This is a genomic window from Burkholderia sp. Leaf177 (assembly GCF_001424345.1).
Classification (GTDB): Bacteria; Pseudomonadota; Gammaproteobacteria; order Burkholderiales; family Burkholderiaceae; genus Caballeronia.
In genome coordinates, this window is record NZ_LMPF01000005.1 from 70,615 (window position 1) to 94,806 (window position 24,192).

Below are 24,192 nucleotides of genomic sequence, written 5' to 3' on the forward strand. Positions count from 1 at the left end.
CCTTCTTAATCTTCAGCACGGCCCTTCGGCGTCAGACGCCGGAGGGTGGATCAACCCCAAATACAGAGAAAGAGAACCACATGGGCAAGGCAACCGGTTTTCTCGAGTTCGAGCGCCAGCATGAGACGTACGAAGCGCCGCTCGCCCGCGTCAAGCATTACAAGGAATTCGTTCACGCGCTTTCGGATGAGGACGCGAAGATCCAGGGCGCGCGGTGCATGGACTGCGGCATTCCGTTCTGCAATAACGGCTGTCCGGTGAACAACATCATTCCGGACTTCAACGATCTGGTGTTCCGCCAGGACTGGAAGTCCGCCATTGAAGTACTGCATTCCACCAACAATTTCCCCGAGTTCACGGGCCGCATTTGCCCGGCGCCGTGCGAATCGGCTTGCACGCTCGGCATCAATGACGACGCGGTCGGCATCAAGTCGATCGAACACGCGATCATCGATAAAGCCTGGACCGAAGGCTGGGTCGCGCCGCTGCCGCCAAAGCACAAGACGGGCAAGAAAGTGGCCGTGGTTGGATCGGGTCCTGCAGGACTGGCCGCTGCGCAGCAACTGGCGCGCGCGGGCCACGACGTGACCGTGTTCGAGAAGAACGATCGCATTGGTGGCTTGCTGCGTTACGGCATCCCCGACTTCAAGCTGGAAAAATGGCTTATCGATCGTCGTATGCGGCAGATGGAAGCCGAAGGCGTGGCGTTCCGGACGAACGTGTTTATCGGCAAGGATCCGTTGCCGGGGCACATTGCGAATACGGCGCGTGAAACCATCACGCCTGATGAACTGCGCGAACAATTCGATGCCGTCGTGATTGCCGGCGGTTCCGAAACGCCGCGCGATTTGCCGGTTCCTGGGCGTGAGATGCAAGGCATCCATTACGCGATGGAATTCCTGCCGCTGCAGAACAAGGTCAACGCCGGCGATTCGGTTGTCGACCAGTTGATTGCCAAAGGCAAGCATGTCGTGGTGATTGGCGGTGGCGATACGGGTTCGGATTGCGTGGGGACATCGAACCGGCATGGCGCGAAGAGCGTCACGCAGTTCGAGTTGCTTTCGCAGCCGCCCGAAACCGAAAACAAGCCGCTTGTCTGGCCTTACTGGCCGATCAAGTTGCGTACGTCGTCGTCGCATGAAGAAGGGTGCGAGCGCGATTGGTCCGTTGCCACGAAGCGCTTTGAAGGCAAGAACGGCAAGGTGGAAAAGCTGATCGCCGTGCGTGTGGAATGGAAGGACGGGAAGATGCAGGAAGTGGCGGGATCGGAGTTCGAAATGAAGGCCGATCTGGTGCTGCTGGCAATGGGCTTTACTCAGCCGACTTCGCCGGTTCTGGAAGCATTCGGTGTCGATAAAGACGCGCGCGGCAACGTGAAGGCATTGACTGAAGGCGAGAAGGCTTACTTTACTTCGGTGCCGAAGGTTTTCACTGCAGGCGATATGCGTCGAGGCCAGTCGCTGGTTGTGTGGGCGATTCGCGAAGGCCGCCAATGCGCACGGTCGGTCGATGCGTTTTTGATGGGGTCTAGCGAGTTGCCGCGATAAGGTTTTTCGTTCGTGATTCGTTGAAACCGGGCTTGAGGGTGAGCCCGGTTTTTTTATTTATATTCCCGAAGTTAATCTCGCAATACTACCGTCGATAAGGCGCGCTAGAATAACTTCATCCAGGTGCGGGAGGATCTGTCATGGGAACGACCTACGAACAAGATGTGGTGGCTTGGGCTCAAGAGCAGGCGGCGTTGCTGCGCTCGGGGAAGCTATCGGCTATCGATATCGAGCATATCGCCGAGGAGATTGAGGACGTGGGCAAAAGCGAACAGCGCGAGCTGGCCAGTCGCATGGCTGTTTTATTGGCTCATCTGCTCAAGTGGGAATATCAGCCAGGCCATCGAACCAGCAGTTGGAAACGAACCATCAAGGAGCAACGCAAGGCACTTGCTTTGCGGTTGAAGAAAACGCCGAGCCTCAACGGATCGCTCACGGACCCGGACTGGCTCGCGGAAAGTTGGTCGGACGGGGTGAGTAAAGCCGTCGATGAAACCGGCTTGGATGTATTCCCGGAAGACTGCGCATGGTCGATCGAAGAGATTCTGTCCCAGGATTTTTATCCTGAAAGCTGAATTCCATGTCATAAATTGTAGTGAATAAATACATCTAGGACGTTTCGTATTTATCCGATTGACGCCAGGCGCTAGCCTGCCGTCGATGAACCATCAGACAATCTCATCTCTTATCTGGTCGGTCGCGGATTTGCTGCGCGGCGACTATCGACAATCTGAATACGGCCGTGTGATCTTGTCTTTTACGGTTTTGCGTCGTTTGGACTGTGTGCTTGAGCCTACCAAGGCAAAAGTACTTGCCGAGTTTGACGCGAAAACCAAAGCAGGCCTCAATCCAGATCCGTTTTTGATTCGAAAATCCGGACAGTCTTTCTACAACGCGTCGCCGCTTGATCTGACCAAGCTTCTTGGTGACCAGGACAATATCCGGCAAAACATCTACGCCTACGTTCAGGCGTTCTCGCCAGCCGCGCGCGATATTTTCGAGCGATTCGATTTCCATTCCGTGATCGAGCGTTTGGCTAAGTCCAATCTGCTTTATCTCGTCGCGGAAAAGTTTGCAGGATTCGACTTGCATCCGGATACGGTCGATAACCATCAAATGGGATTGGCTTTTGAAGAGTTGATCCGCAAGTTCGCCGAGATATCGAATGAGACGGCAGGGGAGCATTTTACGCCGCGTGAAGTGATTCGCTTGATGGTGAACTTGCTGTTCGTTGAAGACGATGAAGTGCTGAGGTCAGGAAATGCAGTAGTTCGGACTATTTACGATCCGACGGCTGGCACTGGCGGTATGTTGACTATGGCAGCCGAGCATCTGCTTCAGCATAATCCGGCGGCGAGGCTGACTATGTTCGGGCAGGAGCTCAACGACGAATCCTATGCCGTATGTAAGGCCGACATGCTGATCAAAGGGCAAGACGTCGGCAACATCGTCGCGGGTAATACGCTTTCCGACGATGGCCATAGCAGTCGCAAGTTCGATTACATGCTCTCGAATCCGCCGTTCGGCGTGGAATGGAAGAAAGTCGAGAAGTCTGTACGCAAAGAACATGAAGAGCAAGGTTTCGATGGCCGCTTTGGTCCGGGTTTGCCACGCGTGTCCGACGGTTCGATGCTCTTCCTAATGCACTTGCTTTCGAAGATGCGCGCAGCGCATGACGGCGGCAGTCGATTTGGCATTGTGCTGAATGGATCGCCATTGTTTACCGGAGGCGCGGGATCAGGCGAGTCCGAGATTCGGCGTTACGTGCTGGAGAACGACCTTGTCGAAGCGATAATTGGGCTGCCGGTGGATATGTTCTACAACACCGGCATTGCGACCTATATATGGGTTTTATCGAATAAGAAACCTTGGAATAGGAAGGGCTTCGTACAGCTCATAGATGCATCGAGTTTTTGGCAAAAGATGCGTAAGAGTTTGGGCAGCAAGCGTAAGGAGATGAGCAGCGACCACATCGACACAGTGACCAATCTGTTCGGGCATTGCGTGGATGCGGACTTGGCTACTCTACTTGACGTTGATGGCAAAGAGGTTGGTCAGAGCATTGTGAGCGGGAAGGCTGCGGTGCCGAAGGCGCCTGCTGGTGGAAAGGTCAAGGTGGCACCCGTGTCACGGCTGTTCAAGAACGAAGCCTTCGGCTATACGACCATTACCGTTGAACGCCCGTTACGCGATGAGAAAGGGGAGATCGTTCTAGGTGCGAAGGGCAAGCAGAAGGGTAAGCCACAAGCAGACAGTGCGTTGCGCGATACCGAGAATGTTCCGCTTGGCGAAGACATTCGCGAGTATTTCGAACGGGAAGTGAAGCCCCATGCGGCTGATGCTTGGATCGATGAAGAGAAGAGCAAAGTGGGATATGAGATATCGTTTAGCCAGCATTTTTATGTGTTTGAGCCGCTGCGAGGGTTGCATGCGATTGACGCAGATCTGAAGAGCGTATCCGCGAACATAATAAAGCTGCTTGGGGAACTAGCGAAATGAGTCTTCAAACTTATTCGCAGTACGTGAGCAGCGGTTTTGAATGGCTAGGTGATATTCCGGCACATTGGGCACTAAAGCGACTGAAATACGCATGTACAGTGGTGCCGTCGAACGTCGATAAAAAATCGCGCGATGGCGAAGTGGCAGTTCGCTTATGCAACTATACCGACGTGTACTACAGCGAACAAATTTTGGCTAACGTGAATTTTATGCCAGCAACCGCCACCGCAGGGCAGATTGAACGACTGACCCTGCAAGCAGGCGATACGTTGATTACGAAGGACTCGGAGACTGCCGCCGACATCGCAATCGCCGCGTATGTGCCTCAATCTCTACCAGGAGTTGTTTGCGGTTACCACTTAGCTGTCGTGCGCCCGGGCGTGGAGCAAGATGGCCTTTTTATCAAGAGACTTTTCGACAGTCACTACCTAAAGTCTTATTTCGAAGTTTCGGCACGAGGATTGACAAGATTCGGGCTACCTCAGTATGCCTTAGACAACGTAGCTGTCGCGTTTCCGACGCTTGCGGAGCAACGTGCCATCGCGTTCTTCCTCAACCGGGAAACCGGCAAGATAGATGAGTTGATTGCTCAGCAGGAGAAGCTGCTCAAGCTGCTTGCAGAAAAACGCCAAGCGACTATTTCGAAAGCGGTGACGCACGGATTGGACCATAAAGTTTCAACTAAGCTAAGCGAACATGATTTCGTCGGTAGCATACCGTCGCACTGGTGCATTTATCCAATCAAGGCCGTGGCTACGATCAACGATGAAAGTTTGCCTGAGGACACAGAGCCTGATTTCGAGCTGTCATACGTCGATATTGGTAATGTCAGCCTGAACCGCGGGATTGAAGGGACAGAAGTTTTAAATTTCGCAGAGGCACCGTCACGGGCCCGTCGCATAGCGCGACACGGAGACGTCATAATTTCGACCGTGCGCACCTATCTAAAGGCAATTGCCCCAATCGTTAATCCACCATCAAATTTGATTGTATCGACGGGCTTTGCCGTCATTCGACCCAAACAGAATCTTTCCTCTGCCTTCGCAAAATATGCGATGCAAAGTGCGGCATTCATTGATGAAATCATTAGTAAATCTACCGGTGTAAGTTATCCCGCCATCAACGCGTCCGACCTTGGGCGTATGGCTTTACCGATACCACCTTTAGATGAACAGGCCGCGATCTCCGCATTTCTCGACAACACTACGAAGGCGCTCGACGCGCTTATCAAGATCCAAAATCGGGCGAACCATCTTCTAAAAGAACGCCGAACCGCTCTCATCTCGGCAGCAGTCACCGGCAAAATTGACGTTCGCGATTACGTCGATGACGAGGCACCTGCTATGAACGCCGCCCCCATTGCATGAGCGATATCCAACTCTTCCGCCTTTCCACACACGGCGACGCCACCGAACTACAAAGCCGCCCAGCCACTCTAGAAAGACACCTCCAAAGCTTAATAGAAGCCCAGATGCCGACCTTCCTCGGCATCCGCTTCCTCGCCAACGAATACATCACTGGCAAGACACACAAGGGCCGCATCGACTCCCTGGGACTCGATGAAAACAATTGCCCGGTCATCATCGAATATAAACGTCATAGCAACGATAACGTCATAAACCAAGGGCTTTTCTATCTCGATTGGCTGCTTGACCATCAAGCCGAGTTCCGATGGCTCGTGATGGAAAAGCTCGGCAAGGAAGTGGCTGATACCGTCGAATGGACTGGCACGCGCCTTCTATGCATCGCCGCCGATTTCACTCGTTTCGATCGACACGCTGTCCAGCAGATTCCTCGCAACATCGAGTTGATCCGATACAAGCTGTTCGGTGAAGACCTCTTGATACTCGAATTGGTGAATGCGGTCGCTATCGCAGACGCAACGGCCCTGAGATCGACTGATAACTCGTCGTCGGCGGAAATAGCAAAAGCTAAACCGCCGAGCAAAGACAAGACGCTCGCGGAGCAACTCGAAACCGCGACGGCCGAAATAGCCGAGCTGTACCAGCAAACAACGACGCATCTTCTTTCGCTCGGAGATGACGTTCAGGAACGACGCCTCAAGCTTTACACCGCGTTTCGTCGACTAAAAAACTTTGCTTGCGTCATCGTTGCTGCTCAGAGAATCTCGATCACATTGAAACTCGACCCGGCAGCAATAACGCTAGAAGAGGGGTTCACGCGTGACGTCAGCGAGATCGGCCATTGGGGTACGGGCGATATCGAGGTGAGCCTTCGGTCACTCGCGGATCTTGAGCGCGCGAAAGCCCTTATTGAACGAAGCTACGCGCAGAGCTGAGCCACACGCTGCGACAACCCTGAACGTCTAGCAATTGCAAATTAACATCAGCCGGAAGACGCATGAGCGACCTGCATCAAGAGCATCATTTCGAAGACGCAATCTGCCGACATCTCGGCGAAAACGGCTGGCTTTATTCTGAGAGCGCGGCGGCGCATTTCGACCGATTCAATGCGCTATATCTGCCTGACTTGCTCGCATGGATTGAACAGACGCAGCAAGACACATGGCAACGCCTGACGACAACGAACGGCGCAGCCATAAAAGAGCGTGTCGCCGAGCGCGTACGTAAAAGTCTTAATGAACGAGGTACGCTGGATGTTCTCCGGCGAGGCGTCGAAATGCTCGGCTTAAAAGAACCACTGTCTATGGTGCAATTCAAGCCGGCACTTACGATCAATCCTGTAGATCTGGAAAAGTATCAAGCGAACCGTTTGCGCGTGGTACGCCAGGTGCGCCATTCTTTGAACAATTCCCGGGAAGAACTCGACCTTGTCCTCTTTGTGAATGGTATTCCGGTTGCAACTGCTGAACTCAAGTCGGACTTCACGCAAAGCGTTCAAGATGCGGTCGATCAATATCGATACGATCGTGACCCGCATCCCCAAGGCGGCGTCTTGGAGCCCTTGCTGGGTTTTCCTGGCGGCGCGCTCGTCCACTTTGCCGTCAGTCAAAGTGAAGTGATGATGACCACGCGGCTCGAGGGAAAGCCTACTGTTTTCCTGCCCTTTAACCGTGGCAACGCAGGCGCGGCCGGGAACGAACCCAATCCGGATGGTTATGCGGCGTCTTATTTATGGGAGGAAGTCTGGGCGCGCGATAGCTGGTTGGAGATATTAGGTCGTTTCCTGATCGGCAAACGTGACGATAAGAAACAACTCCAGAGCATTATCTTTCCGCGGTATCACCAGCTGGACGCAACGCGCAAGATAGTCGCCGATGTACTCGCTAAAGGTGCCGGCGAGCGGTACTTGATCCAGCATTCCGCCGGATCGGGAAAAACCAATTCGATCGCATGGACAGCGCATTTCCTTGCGGACCTCCACGATGCTAACCACAATAAAATCTTCGATAGCGTGCTCGTGGTTTCAGATAGGACCGTTCTTGATGCGCAACTTCAGGAAGCCATCTTTGACTTCGAACGTACCACCGGCGTTGTGGCGACAATCACGAATGAGCATGGCAGCAAAAGCGCACAGTTAGGTCAGGCGTTAAAGGACGGCAAGAAGATCATCGTATGCACGATCCAGACATTTCCATTTGCGCTTAAAGCTGTCCATGAACTCGCCGCGACGCAAGGCAAGTGCTTTGCAGTAATCGCCGATGAAGCGCATAGCTCGCAAAGCGGCGATGCGGCATCGAAGCTTAAGCAATTGCTCTCGGCGCAGGAATGGAATGAGCTTCAGGACGGCGGAGAGATCGGCATTGATACGTTGCTGATCTCACAGATGCAAGGCCGTGCGCGTGTGAAGGGATTGACGTACGTGGCCTTCACCGCGACGCCGAAGCAGAAGACGCTCGAACTTTTCGGACGGCCGAACGCCGCCGGATTGCCTGTTCCTTTCCATGTCTACTCCATGCGTCAGGCAATCGAGGAGCGTTTCATTCTCGACGTCCTCAGAAATTACACGACTTACAAACTCGCATTCAAACTTGCGCATAACGGCCGTGAGCTTGACGACCAGCAAGTCGAACGAACCACCGCAATGAAAGGGATCATGCAATGGGTTCGCCTTCATCCGTATAACATCGCGCAGAAGGTGCAGGTGGTTGTCGAGCACTATCGAGAGAATGTGCAGCCTTTATTGGGTGGCTTGGCCAAGGCAATGGTTGTTGTCGGCAGTCGCAAAGAGGCAGTGCGTTGGCAGAAAGCGATTCGAGAATACATAGAGCGGCAGAATTATTCGCTTGGTGTTCTAGTTGCGTTCTCGGGTGAAATTGATGATCCTGAAAGCTATCCTTCGCCCGTCAGCGAAACAAGCACGGAGTTGAATCTAGCACTCAATGGAAAAGTTATACGGAATGCGTTTGCCGAGCCCGGGTATCACTTGCTGCTGGTTGCGAACAAATTCCAGACCGGCTTCGATCAGCCGCTTTTGTGTGGAATGTATATCGACAAGATGCTCGGTGGCGTGCAGGCGGTGCAAACATTATCGCGGCTGAATCGAGCGCACCCTGGAAAGACCGATACCTATATTCTCGACTTTGTGAATGATGCCAATGATGTTCTAGCAGCATTCAAGACGTACTACGATACCGCCGAGCTTGAAGCGACAACTGATCCAAATCAGGTGTACGACCTCCGCGCCAAACTCGATGCAAGCGGTCACTACGACGACTTCGAAGTTGACCGGGTAGTAAAGGTTGAACTGGACCCAAGAGGGACGCAGGCGCAATTGAACGGCGCTATCGTGCCGGTGGCCGATCGTTTGCTCAAGAAATATAAAGCCGCGTGGCAACGCAAGCTCGATGCTGAAACACAAGGGGAAGAGAGGCTGACGCGAAGCGCTAAAGATGTACTTGACGCATTAATCCTCTTCAAAAACGATATGGGCGCTTTTATCCGCCTATACGCTTTTCTGTCGCAGATATTTGACTATGGCAACACAAATATCGAGAAGCGCTTCATGTTCTTCAAACGTCTGTTGCCGCTGCTTGAGTTCGGACGAGAACGCGATGATGTGGATTTATCGAAGATTGTGCTAACTCATCACACCTTGAAGAACAGAGGGCTTCAGGCATTAAGTCTCGCGCATGGCGATGTGCGCAAACTGCCTCCAATGGATGCCGTTGGCAGTGGCTCGGTCCAGGACAAACAGCAGGCCTTGTTGAACGAAATCATCGCTAAGGTGAATGGCTTATTTGAAGGCGAGCTTACCGTTGATGATCAGCTCATGTATATCAATGGCGTTATCAAAGGAAAGCTTTTGGAAAACGATATGCTGGTGCAGCAAGCGAAGAGTAACGCCAAGCAACAGTTCGGCAATTCGCCTGATCTCACCGAAGCTTTGCAAAACGCGATCATGGACGCTTTCGACGCACACACGGCGATGAGCACTCAAGCGCTCAGTTCAGCACGCGTCCGCGCTGGCCTCATGGAGATCCTTCTAGGACCCGGGCAGTTGTACGAGGCGTTGCGCGCTCGATCTAATCAACCACCACCACGGATCAATCCGTAAGTTTGGCGACGTTCGAATCTGACATCGCCGCTCACTGTTTCCGTTTCCATCGCCGACTATTACGACTTCTCCGATATCCCCATCGCGTCTAGAAGTGCATGCTCATGCCCTCACTTTTTCAGGGGCACGGCATGACCAACACCAAATGGAAGTCCAGCGGCGCTTTCCTAATCACGGCCTTCATTTCACTCGCCGCAACCGCGGCTGAAACCAATCACGGCTGGACCTACACCGGCGAACACGGCCCGGCCCACTGGGGCGCATTGAGCGAAGCCTTCCACGCGTGCGAAGGCGGCCGCACCGAATCGCCGATCAACATCGAAAGCGCGAAAAAAGCGCCCGCCGACATGCCGCGCTTGAAGATCAACTACGCGCCGCTTCCCATCGATATCGTCAACACCGGCCACGCCGTTCAGTTCAACGCAACGCCCGGCACCGACAGCATCACCCTCGGCGACAAAGCCTATCAACTCGTGCAATTCCACTTTCATTCGCCGGGCGAAGAGCGTTTCGCGGGCAAGGAAAGCGTGATGGACGCGCATCTCGTGCACAGCACGGCCGATGGCAAACTCCTCGTGTTAGCTGTGCAATTCAAGCTAGGGGAACACGCGAACCCCGTCATCCAGGCGATGCTCGACCGCGTTCCGGCCGAGAAAGGCGCGGAGATGAAAGTGACCGCCATAACGTTGAACCCGTTCGATTTGCTGCCGAAGAAAACCGGCTACTACACCTATAGCGGTTCGCTCACAACACCGCCGTGCACGGAAGGCGTGACATGGATCGAGTTCAAGGAGCCGGTCAGCATCACGAAACAGCAACTCGATGCCATGCAACATTTTTATCGTGGCAATCAACGTCCGGTGCAAGCGCTGAACGGACGCGAGATCTTTGAAGTAGATTGAGCCGCAAGCTGAACGAGGCCGTCGAAGCTGCGCAAACGACGGCCTCATTCCAGCGCTTTCCCACGCGTCTCCGGCAACAGCAACGCAGCGACGATCACCAGTAAATATCCGGTTCCGGCAACCACGCCTATCGCTTTGACGAGCGACATGCTTTGCGAAAACACGCCGACGAGTATCGGAAAAAACGATCCAAGTCCGCGCCCGAGGTTGTAGCAAAATCCTTGTCCCGAGCCGCGAATCGCATTGGGATACAGCTCCGATAAATACGCTCCCACGCCCGCAAAAATCCCTTGCACGACAATGCCAAGCGGAAAGCCTAGCAACAACATGGCGTGATCGGTGATGGGGATCATCGTGTAGATCATGCCGAGCAGAAACGAGCCGATTGCAAACAACACGAACGACGCACGCCGGCCAATCTTGTCGCAAAGAATCGCGCCGAATACATACCCAAGAAACGAGCCGACGATCAACACAACGAGATAACCGCTCGTGTTGAATACGGACAGATGCCGTTCGGTCTTGAGATACGTCGGCAGCCACGTGGTGATCGCGTAATAACCGCCGAGCATGCCGGTGCACAACGCGCTGCCGAGTATCGTCGTCTTGAGATGCGCGCCTTTGAAGATATCGGCGAAGGTGGCTGTTTCGGTGCCGGCATCGCGCGCTCGGCGTGTCGCCAGGAAAATCTCGGGATCGTTGACATTGCGGCGGATATAGAGAATCCACAGCGCCGGCACAATGCCGATCCAGAAGCACGCGCGCCACGCGGTATCTTCCGGCAGCAACGCAAAAAACGCCCAATAGAGAATCGCGGCCGCGCCCCAGCCGAACGACCAGCTGCTTTGCACGGTCCCAACCGCTTTCGCCCGATGCTGCGGCGAGCGGATCGTCTCGGCCATCATCACGGTCACGACGGACCATTCGCCGCCAAACCCCACGCCTTGCAGCGTGCGCGTGACGAGCAACTGTCCGAACGAGTGCGTGAAGCCGGAAAGAAACGTGAAGAATGCAAAGCAGCCGATGGTCCATTGCAACACGCGCACGCGGCCGTATCGATCGGAGAGAATGCCTGCAAGCCAGCCACCAATTGCCGATGAAATCAGCGAACTCGTCGCGATCATCCCAGCTTCGCTTTTGCTCATGCCCCACGTGGCGATCAGCGTGGGAATGAGGAACGAGTAGATCATGAAGTCGAAGGCATCGACTGCGTAGCCGCCGAAGCCGGCGTAAAGCGTGCGGCGCTCGCGCGTCGTCAACTCGGTGAACCACTCGAACGCTCGCATCCTGTCTCCTGTTCAATGCCCGCGTCTTCATGGGCGGCGAAACATTCTACGGCGTCCAAAAATGCAAAAAGCGGGTCACGATGAACCCGCTTCTTCTACACGCGATAACCGGAGTGCTACGCCGGCAGACTTTCCACTGCCGCGCGCTCGATCTCGATGCGGTTTTCATGGAACCCGGAGACCGATTCGCGATGCGCCACGCTGACTATGGCGGCGTTCGGCAATGCATCGATAAAGGCCGTATAGATCAGCATTTCGTTCTCGGCATCGAGGGCGCTGGTGGCTTCATCGAGGAAGATGAAATCCGGTTTGTGCAGCAGCACGCGCGCGGCGGCGAGACGTTGTTGCTCACCCGGCGACATGATTTTCGCCCAGTGACCGGACTCTTCCAGGCGCGTGCCATACGTGTTCAGATTGCAGACGCGCAGCGCCTCGCGGCAGGCTTCATCGGAGAAAACGGAGGCTTCGGACGGATAACTCAAAGCCGCCTTTAACCCGCCGATGGGCAAGTAGCTTTGCTGCGGAATGAACATGAGTTTTGCATCGACGGGCGCGTCGATCGTGCCATCGCCAAATGGCCACAAGCCTGCCAATGCGCGCATCAATGTGCTCTTTCCCGAACCCGACGGCCCTTGCACAAGCCAGCGCGAACCGGGCTTCACGGTGACATCGGCGACGGTCGCGAGCGGTTTGCCATTGGGCAGCGCGAGCTTCAATCCTTTCGTCACCAGCGCGTCCGTGCTTGCGTAATGCAGGTTGATGCCGCCATGCGCGGTCGCGGGCGAAATGGCTTCCTTGATGTGCGTCGAGCGCATCACGCGCTTGAATTCGCGCAGCCGGTTCACGGTCGCGCGCCATTCGACCAAGGTCGAATAACTATTGATGAACCATGAAAACGAGTCGCTTACCGTGCCGAAGGCCGAGCTGATCTGCATCAGCACGCCGAGCGAATAGAACCCGGCGAAGTAGCGGGGCGCCGCGACCATGATCGGAAAAATGTTGGCGACCTGGCTATAGAACGCCAGCACGAAGGTCAGCCGTTTGGTGTATTTCATGATCTGCCAGTAGTTCTGGCGGATCGTCTGGAAGATGCCCTTGGCGGTCGTGGTTTCGGTCGCGACGCCATCGTAGAACGCGATCTGTTCGGCATTCTCGCGAATGCGGATCAGGCCGAAGCGGAAGTTCGCTTCCACTTTTTGCGCCTGGTAATTGATCGATACCAGCGGATGCCCGAAGCGCTGCATCAGCAGCGATCCGACGACCGCGTACCCGGCGGCGGCCCAGACCATGTAGCCGGGAATCGTGATCGCCGTGCCCATCACAGAAAAACTCAACGCGCCGGCGAGCGACCACAAGATGGTGATGAAGGTGGCGAGCGTGACGAGCGTGGACAACAGATCCAGCGATAACGCCAGCGTCGTCGTGGCAAACGACTGAAGGTCGTCGCTGATCCGCTGGTCGGGGTTATCGGCGAGACGATCGCGTTCTATGCGGTAGAAGGCTTTGTCGCCGAGCCATTGTTCGAGGTATCGATGCGTAAGCCACTGGCGCCATCGGAAGCCGAGCATCTGCCGCAAATACCGGCCGTACACCGCGAGCAGGATGTACGCGAACGCCAGCCCGGTGAAGATCATCAGCAGATGCGGAAAGTCATGGACGTTCTTGGTCTGCAGCGCGTTATAAAAATCCGCGTTCCACTTGTTCAGGCGGACGTTGATGTACACGACCGTCATGTTGATCGCGATGATCGCAATCAGCAAAAGCCACGCAACGCCGCGTTCTTCCGATACCCAATAAGGCTTGATCAGACTCCACGCCGACACTTTGTCGGCGTTTTGTTCCGTGTTGCCGGGAGTTGTGATGGTCATGAGCTTCCTGAAGACGTGCCGGCTCGGCGGCAGGTTTGTAACTTGGCGGTCGCCGGAGATCGTACGAGATCATTAAAGACGGCGCGCCGGATTATTGTTTCGGGCGCGCCTTAACTGCTCCTTAATTCTCGATGTATCCGTGCTTTTAAGAGATGCACCGGCGATCGCGGCATTGTGCCAGAGTGCGCCGGGCGCGATCCAAAGGGAGAACATGGTGCTCGCTCCGGCTTTTCCCTAAGCGGGCATCGTATGAGCCTCCTTGTTTGCGGCCCGTTTCGTTTTTATGTTTTAATGATTGTTGACGAAACAGGGGTGCTTCGGCGCGCGTCTCCCGGCTTGAACGAACGGAGAACCGCGCGGCGAGGCTGAGAGAGTCCCTTCGCACCCGATCCGGGTAATACCGGCGAGGGAAGTTTCCGGAAACGCGATTGGTTTCCAGTTTCTTCCAGTATTGGCAGGCCCGCGATCCGCATTCTGTGCGCATCGGCGCTGCATTCTCGCCGTGGTTTCGTCCCTGAACATGTTTGTGCGCCGCGCGTGCAATCGGGCTCGAAACGGGCGTTCCTCTCGTCATCGGCTTCCTTTGCGCTCAGGCGCCGTACGTTCTTATGCGTCTGCTGAGGAGGCATCGTCACCGTGAATACCGTTGTGCGTTCCAATCCGCTCGTGCTTGGCCCGCCGGACTTTGCTGTCGTGGGCGGCGGGTTGTGCGGGCGGCTGATCGCGTGGCTGCTGGCGGGCGCGGAGCATCGCGTGGCGTTGTACGAACGAGGCGATGCCGCCGGCACCCAATCGGCCGCGTGGGTCGCCGCGGCGATGCTCGCGCCGCTCGCTGAAGCAGCCAGCGCCGAATTGCTGATCGCCGAACTCGGCGCGGCTTCACTCGAACGATGGCCTCATCTGCTCGCCGATCTGCCCTTGCCCGTGTTCTTTCAGCGCAATGGCACGCTAGTCGTCTGGCATGCAGGCGATCGCGCCGAGGCGCCGTTGTTCGAGCGGCGCTTGCGCGCAAACGCGCCGCCAGCGCTGTTCCACGATGGTTTCGTCAAGTTGTCCGGCGCGCAGGTCGCAGCGGCCGAACCGTCGCTCGGCACGCGTTTTCCGCAAGGCTGGCTGTTGCCCAATGAAGGCCAGCTCGATAACCGGCAAGTCCTCACGGCGCTCGCGGCAGGCCTCGCCGAACGCAACGTCGATCTTCACTGGAACACAACGATTGATGCGATGCCCAACGCGCGCTTCGTTATAGATTGCCGTGGTCTCGGCGGCAAACCGGCGTGGCCGGCGTTGCGCGGCATTCGAGGCGAAGTGGCGCGCGTGCATGCGCCGGGTATCGGCCTGACGCGGCCGGTGCGTTTGCTGCATCCGCGATATCCGCTTTATATCGCGCCGAAGGAAAACGATCTGTACGTGATCGGTGCCACCGAAGTCGAAGGCGAAGACATGTCGCCCGTGACCGTGCGCTCGGCGCTCGAGTTGCTGAGCGCGGCGTTTGCGGTGCATCCGGGTTTCGGCGAGGCGCGCATTCTCGAGCTGAACTCGCAATGCCGTCCCACTTTGCCCGATCATCGGCCGGCGATTGTCTGGGACGGCGCACGAACCTTGCGCGTAAACGGTTTGTACCGGCACGGCTACATGATCGCGCCCGAGGTGGCGGAAACCGCCCGCGCGCTCGCCGAAGCGCTGATCGGCGGCGCGATCACGCACCCGGATTCCTTCGATGACTGGCGCCAGAACGCCCGCTGGTCCGCCTTGCCGCGCTGCGAACACGCCGCGCCCGTGCTTTGAGATTCATCATGAACATTCACATCAACCAAAAGCCGTTTTCCGTGCCCGATGCCGCCACCGTCACCGACGCGCTCGCGGCTTTCGGCGCCAAACCGCCGTTTGCCGTGGCGCTGAACGGCCAGTTCGTCGCGCGCGGCGAGCATGCATCGAAGGCGCTTTACGCCGGCGACAAGCTCGATATCGTTTCGCCGGTCGCCGGCGGCTGAGCAATTACAAAAGGATCGATCATGACCTCCACGATCACCACTGCCGATACCCTCACGCTCTACGGCACGTCGTTCCCAAGCCGGGTGTTGCTGGGGACGTCGCGCTATCCGTCGTTGCAATCGCTGTCGGATTCCATCGATGCCGCCCGTCCCGGCATGGTCACCGTCGCGTTGCGGCGCCAGTCGAACACGGGCGAAGCCGGTTTTTTCGATGTCCTGAAGCGCCACGGCGTCGCGTTGCTGCCGAACACGGCGGGCTGCCAGACCGTGGACGAAGTGCTGACCACGGCGCGAATGGCGCGCGAACTCTTCGATACCCCGTGGCTCAAGCTCGAACTCATCGGCGACGATTACACTTTGCAGCCCGATCCCATCGGTCTCGTGGAAGCGGCCGGAATCCTGATCCGCGAAGGTTTCAAGGTGCTGCCGTATTGCACGGAGGATCTCGTGATCGGCCGGCGTCTGCTCGATGTCGGCTGCGAGGCGCTGATGCCGTGGGGCGCGCCTATCGGTACGGGAAAGGGCGTGACGAACCCGTACGGCTTGCGCACTTTGCGTGAACGGCTGCCGGACGTGCCGCTTATCGTCGATGCCGGTCTTGGCGTGCCGTCGCACGCTTGTCAGGTGATGGAATGGGGTTTCGACGGCGTGTTGCTGAACACGGCCGTCTCGCAGGCCACGTTTCCGCCGCAGATGGCCCGCGCGTTTGCGCTGGGCGTCGAAGCGGGGCGGATGGCCTATCTGGCAGGTCCAATGGCCGAGCGCGATAGCGCGCAGGCGAGCACGCCGGTTGTCGGCATGCCGTTCTGGCATCAAGACGGGAGTGCTGCATGAGCTTGCTGACGCAGGACAGGGAGATATTCTGGCCGCCCGCTGACGAACTGCTGGAAGCCGCGGAGCGAATTCGTCGGCGCCTGGGTGAGTGGCCGGCGGCATCGAAGCAATGGAGGATTTGCTTGAGCGCGCCGGATCGTCCGCTGAACGGGGATTTGATCGTGGGCGGCGGTTTGAAAGAGCCGCAGCCGAACGGTGTGGGATTGCTCGATGCCAGCGCAGGCCGCACGACGTTGCAACTCGATGGCGTGGAATACACGCTCGAAGGCGACTGGTCGGATGACTGGCTGGCGGCGCTGGCCGCGTTCCTTGATTGCGGTTTCGAGCCGCACGATGCGCTTGTCCTCGCGCTTGCGTGGCGTCCGTCGAATCTGGATGAACTCGACGCATGGCCCGTGGATTTTTATACTTTCCCGAAGGTCGCCAATCTGCCAGCGCCACCGTCGAAACCCTTTGCGCATTGTCCCGACCGGCTGGGTTTGTACGCCGTACTGCCAAGCGCCGAATGGGTCGAACAGGTTTTGGATCAAGGCGTAAAAACGGTGCAATTACGCCGAAAGTCCGCGGATTCAGGCGATCTGAGGCAGGAAATCGAGCGCTCGGTTGCAGCGGGCGTCAAACATCAGGCGCAGCTTTTTATCAATGATCACTGGCAGGCAGCTATCGATGCCGGCGCTTACGGCGTTCATCTCGGGCAGGAAGACGTCGATACCGCCAACCTGAATGCAATCGCCGAAGCAGGTTTGCGACTTGGGCTGTCAACGCACGGTTACTACGAAATGCTCAAGGCGCTGCATTTCAAACCGAGCTATCTTGCGCTTGGCGCGGTTTTTCCGACCACGACCAAAGTCATGCCAACGGCGCCGCAGGGTTTATCGCGTCTGGCACGTTATGTGCGTTTGCTCGACGGTTTTGTTCCGCTGGTTGCAATTGGCGGCGTGAATGGTTCCGTGTTGCAGCAAGTCTTGTCGACCGGTGTAGGAAGCGCAGCAGTCGTACGCGCCATTACAGAGGCGCCGGAGCTTGCGTCCGCCATTTCTGCGTTGCAACAGGAATTCGCGCGATAATGCAGCCGAATCGGAAAAAACTTCATATGTTTTGATCAGTCGAAAGGGACCGTCACGTCGCTCTGAGCGCACAGGCCCTATAATTCGGCCTCTTGCGTAAAAGGATTGTCAGCCCCTGTGTCAGCTTCCCCCGAGACTTTGCTAGAGCTTCGCGACGTCGATTTCGGCTACGGCGACCGGCTCATTCTGTCGAACCTGAACATGCGCTTCACGCGCGGCCAGGTCGTGGCCGTCATGGGCGGCTCCGGCTGTGGCAAGACGACCGTCCTGCGGCTGATCGGCGGACTTGTGAAGGCGCAGAAAGGCCAAGTGCTTTTCGGCGGCAAGGACGTCGGCGCGCAAACACGCGACGGCCTCTACGAACTTCGCCGCAAGATGGGCATGCTGTTCCAGTTCGGCGCGCTTTTCACCGACCAGACTGTTTTCGACAATGTGGCGTTCCCGTTACGGGAACATACCGATCTCCCCGAAGAACTCTTGCGCGACCTCGTGCTCATGAAGCTCAACGCAGTCGGGCTTCGCGGCGCGCGGGATTTGTCGCCTTCGGAAATATCGGGCGGCATGGCGCGGCGCGTGGCACTTGCCCGCGCCATCGCGCTCGATCCCGAACTGATGATGTATGACGAGCCGTTCGCCGGTCTCGATCCCATTTCGCTTGGCATCACGGCCAACCTGATTCGCACGTTGAATAGCGCGCTCGGCGCCACGTCCATTCTCGTCACGCACGACGTGCCGGAATCGTTCGCTATCGCCGATTACGTGTATTTCATCGCGAACGGCGGGATTCTCGCCGAAGGCACGCCGGCTGAACTGCGGGCATCGCAGGAACCGTCGGTGCGTCAGTTCATCGACGGCGCGCCCGACGGTCCATTCAAATTTCACTATCCAAGCACGACGCCGCTGGCGGCGGACTTTGGTATCGGAGCAAAGGCATGATCAGCGCCATCGGACGTTCGGTGCTCGGCAGCTTCGGCACGATCGGATATGCAACGCGCATGTTCCTGCGCCTCGTCGTCGAATTCTTTCCGTTGCTGCGCCGCCCGCGCCTCGTCACGAAACAGATTCACTTCGTCGGCAACTATTCGCTGCTGATCATCGGCGTGTCGGGTTTGTTCGTGGGTTTCGTGCTGGGTTTGCAGGGCTATCTCACTCTTAACCGATACGGCTCCGAGCAAGCGCTCGGCCTTCTAGTCGCGCTTTCGCTGGTCCGCGAACTTGGACCTGTGGTCACCGCCTTGCTGTTTGCGGGCCGTGCGGGTACATCGCTGACAGCCGAAATCGGCCTGATGAAGGCGGGCGAGCAACTCACCGCCATGGAAATGATGGCCGTCGATCCACTCAAGGTGGTCGTGGCGCCGCGCTTCTGGGCGGGGATTATCGCCATGCCGGTGCTGGCCGCCATTTTCAGCGCGGTGGGTATTTTCGGCGGCTACGTGGTCGGCGTGCTGATGATCGGCGTGGATTCGGGCGCGTTTTGGTCGCAAATGCAAGGCGGCGTGGATGTCTGGAGCGACGTCGGCAACGGCGTGATCAAGAGCATTGTGTTCGGCTTCGCGGTCACGTTTATCGCGCTGTTCCAGGGTTACGAAGCCCAGCCCACGCCGGAAGGCGTATCGCGCGCGACCACAAAAACAGTGGTGTATGGATCGCTTGCCGTGCTCGGGCTCGACTTTTTGCTGACCGCGCTGATGTTCAACTGACGTTTCGGCCTGCGACCCGTCACCGGGTTGCGGACGTTGTGAAGGGCACAGACCTTCACGCAAAAAACTGCGACAAGATTCTTTGGGAAGACGATGAAAAAGACTGCTGCTCTCGACTTTTGGGTCGGCCTCTTCGTGGTGCTGGGTTTCGTGGCGCTGTTATTCCTTGCACTCAAGGCCGGCAATATGAACGCAATGTCGTTTCAGCCGACCTATCCGGTCAAGCTGAAGTTCGACAACATCGGCGGATTAAAGCCGCGTGCGCCGGTGAAAAGCGCCGGCGTGACGGTTGGCCGTGTTGCGAATATTGGCTTCGACCAGAATACGTATCAGGCGCAAGTCACGATCGATATCGACAAGCAATATCAGTTTCCGAAGGATTCGTCGGCGAAGATCCTGACGTCGGGTTTGCTCGGCGAGCAGTACATTGGCCTTGAGCCGGGCGGCGACGACCAGATGCTCAAGAGCGGCGACACGATTTCGATGACGCAATCGGCCGTGGTTCTGGAAAATCTCATCGGGCAGTTCCTGTACAACAAGGCGGCGGATTCGGGTGCATCCAAGCCGGCGGCGCCTGGAGCCGGTACGCCGGCAGCCGGCGCACCCGCCGCGCCGGCGTTCCCGGGGGCGGCAAGCGCAATGGGCGCAAGCGCAGCAGGTCAATGATCCGGACATATTGATCCGGCACAATTCAGGCAGCCGAAGGCTGGGATATTTGGTGAGACGGGCCAGCCCTCGGGTCAGCGACAACAAGGAGAAAAACAAATGCAGGCAATGCGCGTAAAAAGCGCCGCCGTGATGCTCGCGGTGGCAGTGCTTGCCGGGTGCGCGACTGTGACCACGCCCACGAAGGGCGATCCGTTCGAAAGCTACAACCGGACGATGTTCACGATCAACGACAAGATCGACCAGGTCGCGCTCAAGCCAATTGCGAAGGGTTATGTGTTCATCACGCCGCAGCCGGTGCGCGATAGCGTCACGAACTTCTTTGGCAATATCGGCGATATCTACACGGCCGCTAACAATCTCGTGCAGTTGAAGATTGCCGACGGCGTGTCGGACATCATGCGCGTGGTGATGAACTCGATCTTCGGCGTGGCGGGTCTCTTCGACGTGGCGAGCGTCGCGGGGTTGCCCAAGCACACGCAGGACTTCGGTTTGACGCTTGGCCATTACGGCGTGCCGTCGGGTCCGTACGTCGTGCTGCCGCTGTTGGGACCGAGCACGGTGCGGGATACAGCAGGTACGGTGGTCGATTATTTCGGCAACGTGACGAGCTATGTCGATCCGACCTGGTTCCGTACGACGCTGTTTGGCGTCGAACTGGTGAACACGCGTGCGAATTTGCTGGGCGCAAGCGACGTGCTGGCTGACGCCGCGCTCGACAAATATTCGTTTGTCCGGAACGCGTATCTGCAACGCCGGCAGTATCTGCTGGGCAAAGAGGACAACGCGGCCGCGCCGGATTACGGCGATACAGGCAACGAATCGCTGCCCAAGTACGACGATGTGAACGCTCCAGCAGGCGCGAACGCTGCTTCGGGCGTATTGGCATCGCCGCCGGCGGGATCGGCTTCGGCGCCACAAGCGGCTTCTGGCTCGGCAGCAAGCGCGCCGGGCGCGACCGGTGTTCCGGCTGATCGCATGGTGCCGCCGCGGATTCCGTCGTTCCCGTCGTTCAGGCTGCGTTGAGCCCAACGTGGAAAAAGCGCGAAATGCGGCGCGCCAGTAATATATCGAAAGCGTTTTGACGGCTGGTAACGGCGCGGTGCTGAACTCGTAGAGCACGCCGCGCTCAAACCCAGGCCACTTTATTTGCAGAGTCCTCAATGAAAAAACTATTTTTGCTTCCCCTGTTTGCCGTGTTGATGGCTTTTTGCACGGGTGCGTTCGCCCAGGCCGACGATATGTCGACACCGGACGGACTGGTTAAGACGGTGACAACGCAGGTCCTCGATCAGATCAAGGCAGACAAGCAGATCCAGTCGGGCAACATCACGCGCATCACGCAACTGGTGAACGAGAAGATCCTGCCGTACACCGACTTCACGCGCACCACGCGTCTGGTGATGGGCCGCAACTGGAATACGGCTACGCCGGAGCAACAAAAGCAGATCGTCGAGCAATTCAAGATGCTGCTGATCCGCACGTATTCGGGCGCGCTGGCGCAGGTTCGTGACCAGCAAGTTCAATACAAGCCGTTCCGCGCTGATCCGAGCGATACCGACGTCGTCGTGCGCTCGGTCGTGCTGAACAACGGCTCGCCGATCCAGCTCGACTACCGTCTGTACAAGACGCCGCAAGGCTGGAAGGTCTACGACATCAATGTGCTCGGCGCATGGCTGATTCAGGCGTATCAGCAGCAGTTCAACGAGCAGATCCAGCAACATGGCGTGTCCGGCCTGCTGCAGTTCCTGACTCAGCGCAACCAGCAACTCGCGAACGGCAAGGCATCGTGAGTCGCTTCGAAACCGCCGCGACCCTCACGCACGATAGCGCCAGAAGCGCGCTCGACGCGGGTTTGTCGCGGATTGCAGCGGGCGCGACCGAAGTTGATTGCGCGCCGCTCAAGCAATTCGATTCATCGGCGCTGGCCGTCCTGATCGCCTGGCAGCGCGCCGCCAACGCGCGCGGCGCGGCGCTCGCCGTTGTGAATCTCCCCTCCGGGCTTGCCAGTCTCGCGCAAGCCTATGGCGTCGATACGCTTCTCACCTTCCGACATTGACCCTGTCTGACTGACCAAATGGCGCGTTCCGGCACACTGGAGACGCGCCAAACAGGGTTGTCACGGACTCGCTTGCGGCAGCCTTCAGCCGCAGATAGCCTATAATCAACCGTTTTTTCGGCCCGTATGCCGCCTTTCATCGTAATGAAGGCTGGTTCTCGTTCCGATCCGCACACCTAAAGGCGCAGCCCCCAACACGCGCGCGCACTGTCAATGTCAGCCATAGAAATCCGCAACGTCAAAAAGCGCTACAAAGAGCTGCAAGCGCTCAAAGGCGTGAATCTTGTCGTCGAAGAAGGCGAGTTTTTCGGTTTGCTCGGCCCGAACGGCGCAGGAAAAACCACTCTGATCAGCATTCTTGCGGGCCTCGCGCGCGCCGACAGCGGCACGATCTCCGTGCGCGGCCACGACGTCGTCACGGATTTCCGCGATGCACGCCGTTCCCTCGGCGTAGTCCCGCAGGAACTCGTTTTCGATCCGTTTTTCACCGTCCGGGAATCGTTGCGCATTCAATCCGGCTATTTCGGCTTGCGAAAAAACGACGACTGGATCGATGAAATCATGGCGAATCTCGATCTGACTGAGAAAGCCGATGTCAACACGCGCGCACTTTCCGGCGGCATGAAACGCCGCGTGCTGGTCGCGCAAGCGCTGGTGCACAAACCGCCGGTTATCGTGCTCGATGAACCGACCGCGGGCGTCGACGTCGAGTTGCGCCAGACGCTCTGGAAGTTCATCTCGCGGTTGAACCGCGAAGGTCACACCATCGTGCTGACCACGCATTATCTTGAAGAGGCCGAAGCGCTGTGCGACCGGCTCGCAATGCTGCGTCGCGGCGAAGTGGTTGCGCTCGAACGGACCAGCACGCTGTTGCAGCGTTTTGCCGGCATGCAGCTTTCGCTGCGGTTCTCGCAAGGCGTGCTGCCCGTCGAGTTGCGTTCGCTGGAAATCGATCCGCGCGCCGCGTCCGGCACGAATCATTTGCTGCGCCTTTCAAGCTACGACGACGTCGAGCCGATCCTCGCAAAATGTCGCGCGGCTGGCTGCACGTTCGATGAAATCGATGTCCGCAAGGCGGATCTGGAGGATGTGTTCGTGCAGGTGATGAACGGGCCGGAAGTGGTCGAGGGCTTGTCATGAACGGCTTTCACACTTTGTTCTACAAGGAAATTCTGCGGTTCTACAAGGTTGCGTTTCAGACGGTGCTCGCGCCGGTGATCACGGCCTTGCTGTATTTGATGATCTTCGGGCACGCGCTGACAAGTCATGTCGAGGTTTATCCCGGCGTGGCGTACACGAGTTTTCTCGTGCCGGGCCTTGTCATGATGAGCGTGCTTCAGAACGCGTTTGCAAACAGCTCTTCGTCGCTGATCCAGTCGAAGATCACCGGCAATCTCGTGTTTGTCCTGCTCACGCCGCTCTCGCATTGGGAAATGTTTTTTGCGTATGTGCTGGCGTCGGTCGTGCGAGGATTGGCGGTCGGTTTGGGCGTGTTCGTCGTGACCGTATGGTTCATTCCGATGAGCTTTGCCGCGCCGCTTTACATCATCGCGTTCGCGATTCTCGGCTCGGCGATTCTCGGAACGCTCGGATTGATCGCCGGCGTCTGGGCCGACAAATTCGACCAGCTCGCCGCGTTCCAGAATTTCCTGATCATGCCGCTGACGTTTCTGTCGGGCGTGTTCTACTCCACGCATACGTTGCCGCCAGTCTGGCGGGAGGTCTCGAGGTTGAATCCGTTTTTCTACATGATCGATGGATTCCGCTACGGCTTTTTCGGCATGTCCGACATCAGCCCGCTCGCGAGCCTTGGCATTGTCGGCAGCTTTTTTATCGTGCTGGCAGTGATCGCCATGCGCTTGCTGGCACGCGGCTACAAGCTGCGTCACTAGCTCACTAACTGATTCGCTCAAATTTCAGGAGACATCCATGTTGCCGACTCCCGAGCAAGTGAAGGAATACATCGCTGGCGGCCTGGCTTGCCAGCACGTTGAAGTTGAAGGCGACGGCCAGCATTTCTTTGCGACCATCGTGAGCGATGCGTTCGAAGGCAAGCGGCCGATCGCGCGTCATCAGCTCGTTTACGCCGCGCTCGGCGACCGAATGCGCGCGGAAATCCACGCGCTGAGCATGAAGACGCTGACGCCCGCCGAGTGGAAACCTGCTTGAACTTCATCGTTTCGCTTGTGTATTCAATGCATCACCCGTCAACCGATTAGCTGGAAATTTAGTGCGATTCACACAAGACAACTGCGACGCCGATAACGGCGCCGCTGCAGGAAGCTCAGTAGAAGG

At 57.3% G+C, this 24,192-nt stretch carries 22 protein-coding genes and 1 riboswitch; of the genes, 20 read left to right on the plus strand and 2 right to left on the minus strand.

What is annotated here, in order from left to right; translation table 11 throughout:
• The first annotated feature begins 80 nt into the window (after positions 1 to 80).
• From ASG35_RS08525 to ASG35_RS08555, 7 genes are all read left to right on the plus strand, one after another.
• Complete coding sequence (locus ASG35_RS08525) at positions 81 to 1,547, plus strand: glutamate synthase subunit beta (protein WP_056355519.1); 1,467 nt, start codon at positions 81 to 83, stop codon at positions 1,545 to 1,547.
• Positions 1,548 to 1,687: 140 nt separating this feature from the next.
• The gene (locus tag ASG35_RS08530; protein ID WP_056355522.1) at positions 1,688 to 2,122 is read left to right on the plus strand and encodes a DUF29 domain-containing protein; all 435 of its coding nucleotides are present in this window, start codon (positions 1,688 to 1,690) and stop codon (positions 2,120 to 2,122) included.
• Between the two features lie 85 nt (positions 2,123 to 2,207).
• On the plus strand, positions 2,208 to 4,046 hold the full coding sequence (locus tag ASG35_RS08535; RefSeq protein WP_056355525.1) for a type I restriction-modification system subunit M: 1,839 nt from the start codon (positions 2,208 to 2,210) through the stop codon (positions 4,044 to 4,046).
• A complete protein-coding gene (locus ASG35_RS08540) occupies positions 4,043 to 5,413 on the plus strand; it encodes a restriction endonuclease subunit S (protein ID WP_056355528.1) in 1,371 nt (456 codons plus the stop codon). Before ASG35_RS08535 ends, ASG35_RS08540 begins: the two co-directional genes overlap by 4 nt.
• Positions 5,410 to 6,345, plus strand: coding sequence for a DUF5655 domain-containing protein (locus ASG35_RS08545; protein WP_056355531.1), 936 nt, complete (start codon positions 5,410 to 5,412; stop codon positions 6,343 to 6,345). The genes ASG35_RS08540 and ASG35_RS08545 overlap by 4 nt, the downstream gene beginning before the upstream one ends.
• A 62-nt stretch (positions 6,346 to 6,407) precedes the next feature.
• Entirely contained in the window at positions 6,408 to 9,524 is a 3,117-nt protein-coding gene (locus ASG35_RS08550; RefSeq protein WP_056355535.1) for a type I restriction endonuclease subunit R, read from the plus strand.
• 131 nt (positions 9,525 to 9,655) lie between these two features.
• Positions 9,656 to 10,426 (plus strand): carbonic anhydrase, encoded by a 771-nt coding sequence (locus ASG35_RS08555; protein ID WP_056355538.1) that lies wholly within the window; start codon positions 9,656 to 9,658, stop codon positions 10,424 to 10,426.
• Positions 10,427 to 10,470: 44 nt separating this feature from the next.
• On the opposite strand, the gene ASG35_RS08560 is transcribed toward ASG35_RS08555, so the two are convergent.
• Together ASG35_RS08560 and ASG35_RS08565 are read right to left on the minus strand one after the other, a co-directional pair.
• Entirely contained in the window at positions 10,471 to 11,712 is a 1,242-nt protein-coding gene (locus tag ASG35_RS08560; RefSeq protein WP_056355541.1) for an MFS transporter, read from the minus strand.
• Between the two features lie 116 nt (positions 11,713 to 11,828).
• On the minus strand, positions 11,829 to 13,580 hold the full coding sequence (locus ASG35_RS08565) for an ABC transporter ATP-binding protein/permease (protein WP_056355545.1): 1,752 nt from the start codon (positions 13,578 to 13,580) through the stop codon (positions 11,829 to 11,831).
• Between the two features lie 298 nt (positions 13,581 to 13,878).
• Positions 13,879 to 14,009: riboswitch (TPP riboswitch) on the plus strand.
• 207 nt (positions 14,010 to 14,216) lie between these two features.
• Between ASG35_RS08565 and ASG35_RS08570 the strand changes: the two genes are divergently transcribed.
• The 13 genes from ASG35_RS08570 (at position 14,217) to ASG35_RS08630 (ending at position 24,066) form a co-directional block, all read left to right on the plus strand.
• A complete protein-coding gene (locus tag ASG35_RS08570) occupies positions 14,217 to 15,365 on the plus strand; it encodes an FAD-dependent oxidoreductase (RefSeq protein WP_235527493.1) in 1,149 nt (382 codons plus the stop codon).
• 8 nt (positions 15,366 to 15,373) lie between these two features.
• On the plus strand, positions 15,374 to 15,571 hold the full coding sequence (gene thiS, locus ASG35_RS08575; protein ID WP_056355548.1) for a sulfur carrier protein ThiS: 198 nt from the start codon (positions 15,374 to 15,376) through the stop codon (positions 15,569 to 15,571).
• A 21-nt stretch (positions 15,572 to 15,592) separates the two neighbouring features.
• Entirely contained in the window at positions 15,593 to 16,405 is an 813-nt protein-coding gene (locus ASG35_RS08580; RefSeq protein ID WP_056355552.1) for a thiazole synthase, read from the plus strand.
• A complete protein-coding gene (gene thiE / locus ASG35_RS30710) occupies positions 16,402 to 17,472 on the plus strand; it encodes a thiamine phosphate synthase (protein WP_082508294.1) in 1,071 nt (356 codons plus the stop codon). Before ASG35_RS08580 ends, thiE begins: the two co-directional genes overlap by 4 nt.
• Positions 17,473 to 17,589: 117 nt before the next feature.
• The gene (locus ASG35_RS08590; protein ID WP_056355555.1) at positions 17,590 to 18,408 is read left to right on the plus strand and encodes an ABC transporter ATP-binding protein; all 819 of its coding nucleotides are present in this window, start codon (positions 17,590 to 17,592) and stop codon (positions 18,406 to 18,408) included.
• The gene (gene mlaE, locus ASG35_RS08595) at positions 18,405 to 19,172 is read left to right on the plus strand and encodes a lipid asymmetry maintenance ABC transporter permease subunit MlaE (RefSeq protein WP_056355557.1); all 768 of its coding nucleotides are present in this window, start codon (positions 18,405 to 18,407) and stop codon (positions 19,170 to 19,172) included. The genes ASG35_RS08590 and mlaE overlap by 4 nt, the downstream gene beginning before the upstream one ends.
• A gap of 93 nt (positions 19,173 to 19,265) precedes the next feature.
• Complete coding sequence (gene mlaD / locus ASG35_RS08600) at positions 19,266 to 19,838, plus strand: outer membrane lipid asymmetry maintenance protein MlaD (protein ID WP_056355559.1); 573 nt, start codon at positions 19,266 to 19,268, stop codon at positions 19,836 to 19,838.
• A 99-nt stretch (positions 19,839 to 19,937) separates the two neighbouring features.
• The gene (locus tag ASG35_RS08605) at positions 19,938 to 20,864 is read left to right on the plus strand and encodes an MlaA family lipoprotein (RefSeq protein WP_056355561.1); all 927 of its coding nucleotides are present in this window, start codon (positions 19,938 to 19,940) and stop codon (positions 20,862 to 20,864) included.
• Positions 20,865 to 21,001: 137 nt separating this feature from the next.
• Positions 21,002 to 21,631 carry an MlaC/ttg2D family ABC transporter substrate-binding protein gene (locus tag ASG35_RS08610; protein ID WP_056355564.1) on the plus strand — a complete coding sequence of 210 codons (630 nt, stop codon included), beginning with the start codon at positions 21,002 to 21,004 and terminating at the stop codon, positions 21,629 to 21,631.
• Positions 21,628 to 21,897, plus strand: coding sequence for an STAS domain-containing protein (locus tag ASG35_RS08615; protein WP_082508295.1), 270 nt, complete (start codon positions 21,628 to 21,630; stop codon positions 21,895 to 21,897). The genes ASG35_RS08610 and ASG35_RS08615 overlap by 4 nt, the downstream gene beginning before the upstream one ends.
• Before the next feature lie 213 nt (positions 21,898 to 22,110).
• Positions 22,111 to 23,037, plus strand: coding sequence for an ABC transporter ATP-binding protein (locus ASG35_RS08620; RefSeq protein ID WP_056355567.1), 927 nt, complete (start codon positions 22,111 to 22,113; stop codon positions 23,035 to 23,037).
• On the plus strand, positions 23,034 to 23,789 hold the full coding sequence (locus tag ASG35_RS08625) for an ABC transporter permease (RefSeq protein WP_056355569.1): 756 nt from the start codon (positions 23,034 to 23,036) through the stop codon (positions 23,787 to 23,789). Before ASG35_RS08620 ends, ASG35_RS08625 begins: the two co-directional genes overlap by 4 nt.
• 37 nt (positions 23,790 to 23,826) lie before the next feature.
• Positions 23,827 to 24,066: a BolA family protein gene (locus ASG35_RS08630; protein ID WP_047845394.1), complete on the plus strand. Its 240-nt coding sequence runs from the start codon at positions 23,827 to 23,829 to the stop codon at positions 24,064 to 24,066.
• Positions 24,067 to 24,192 lie beyond the last annotated feature (126 nt).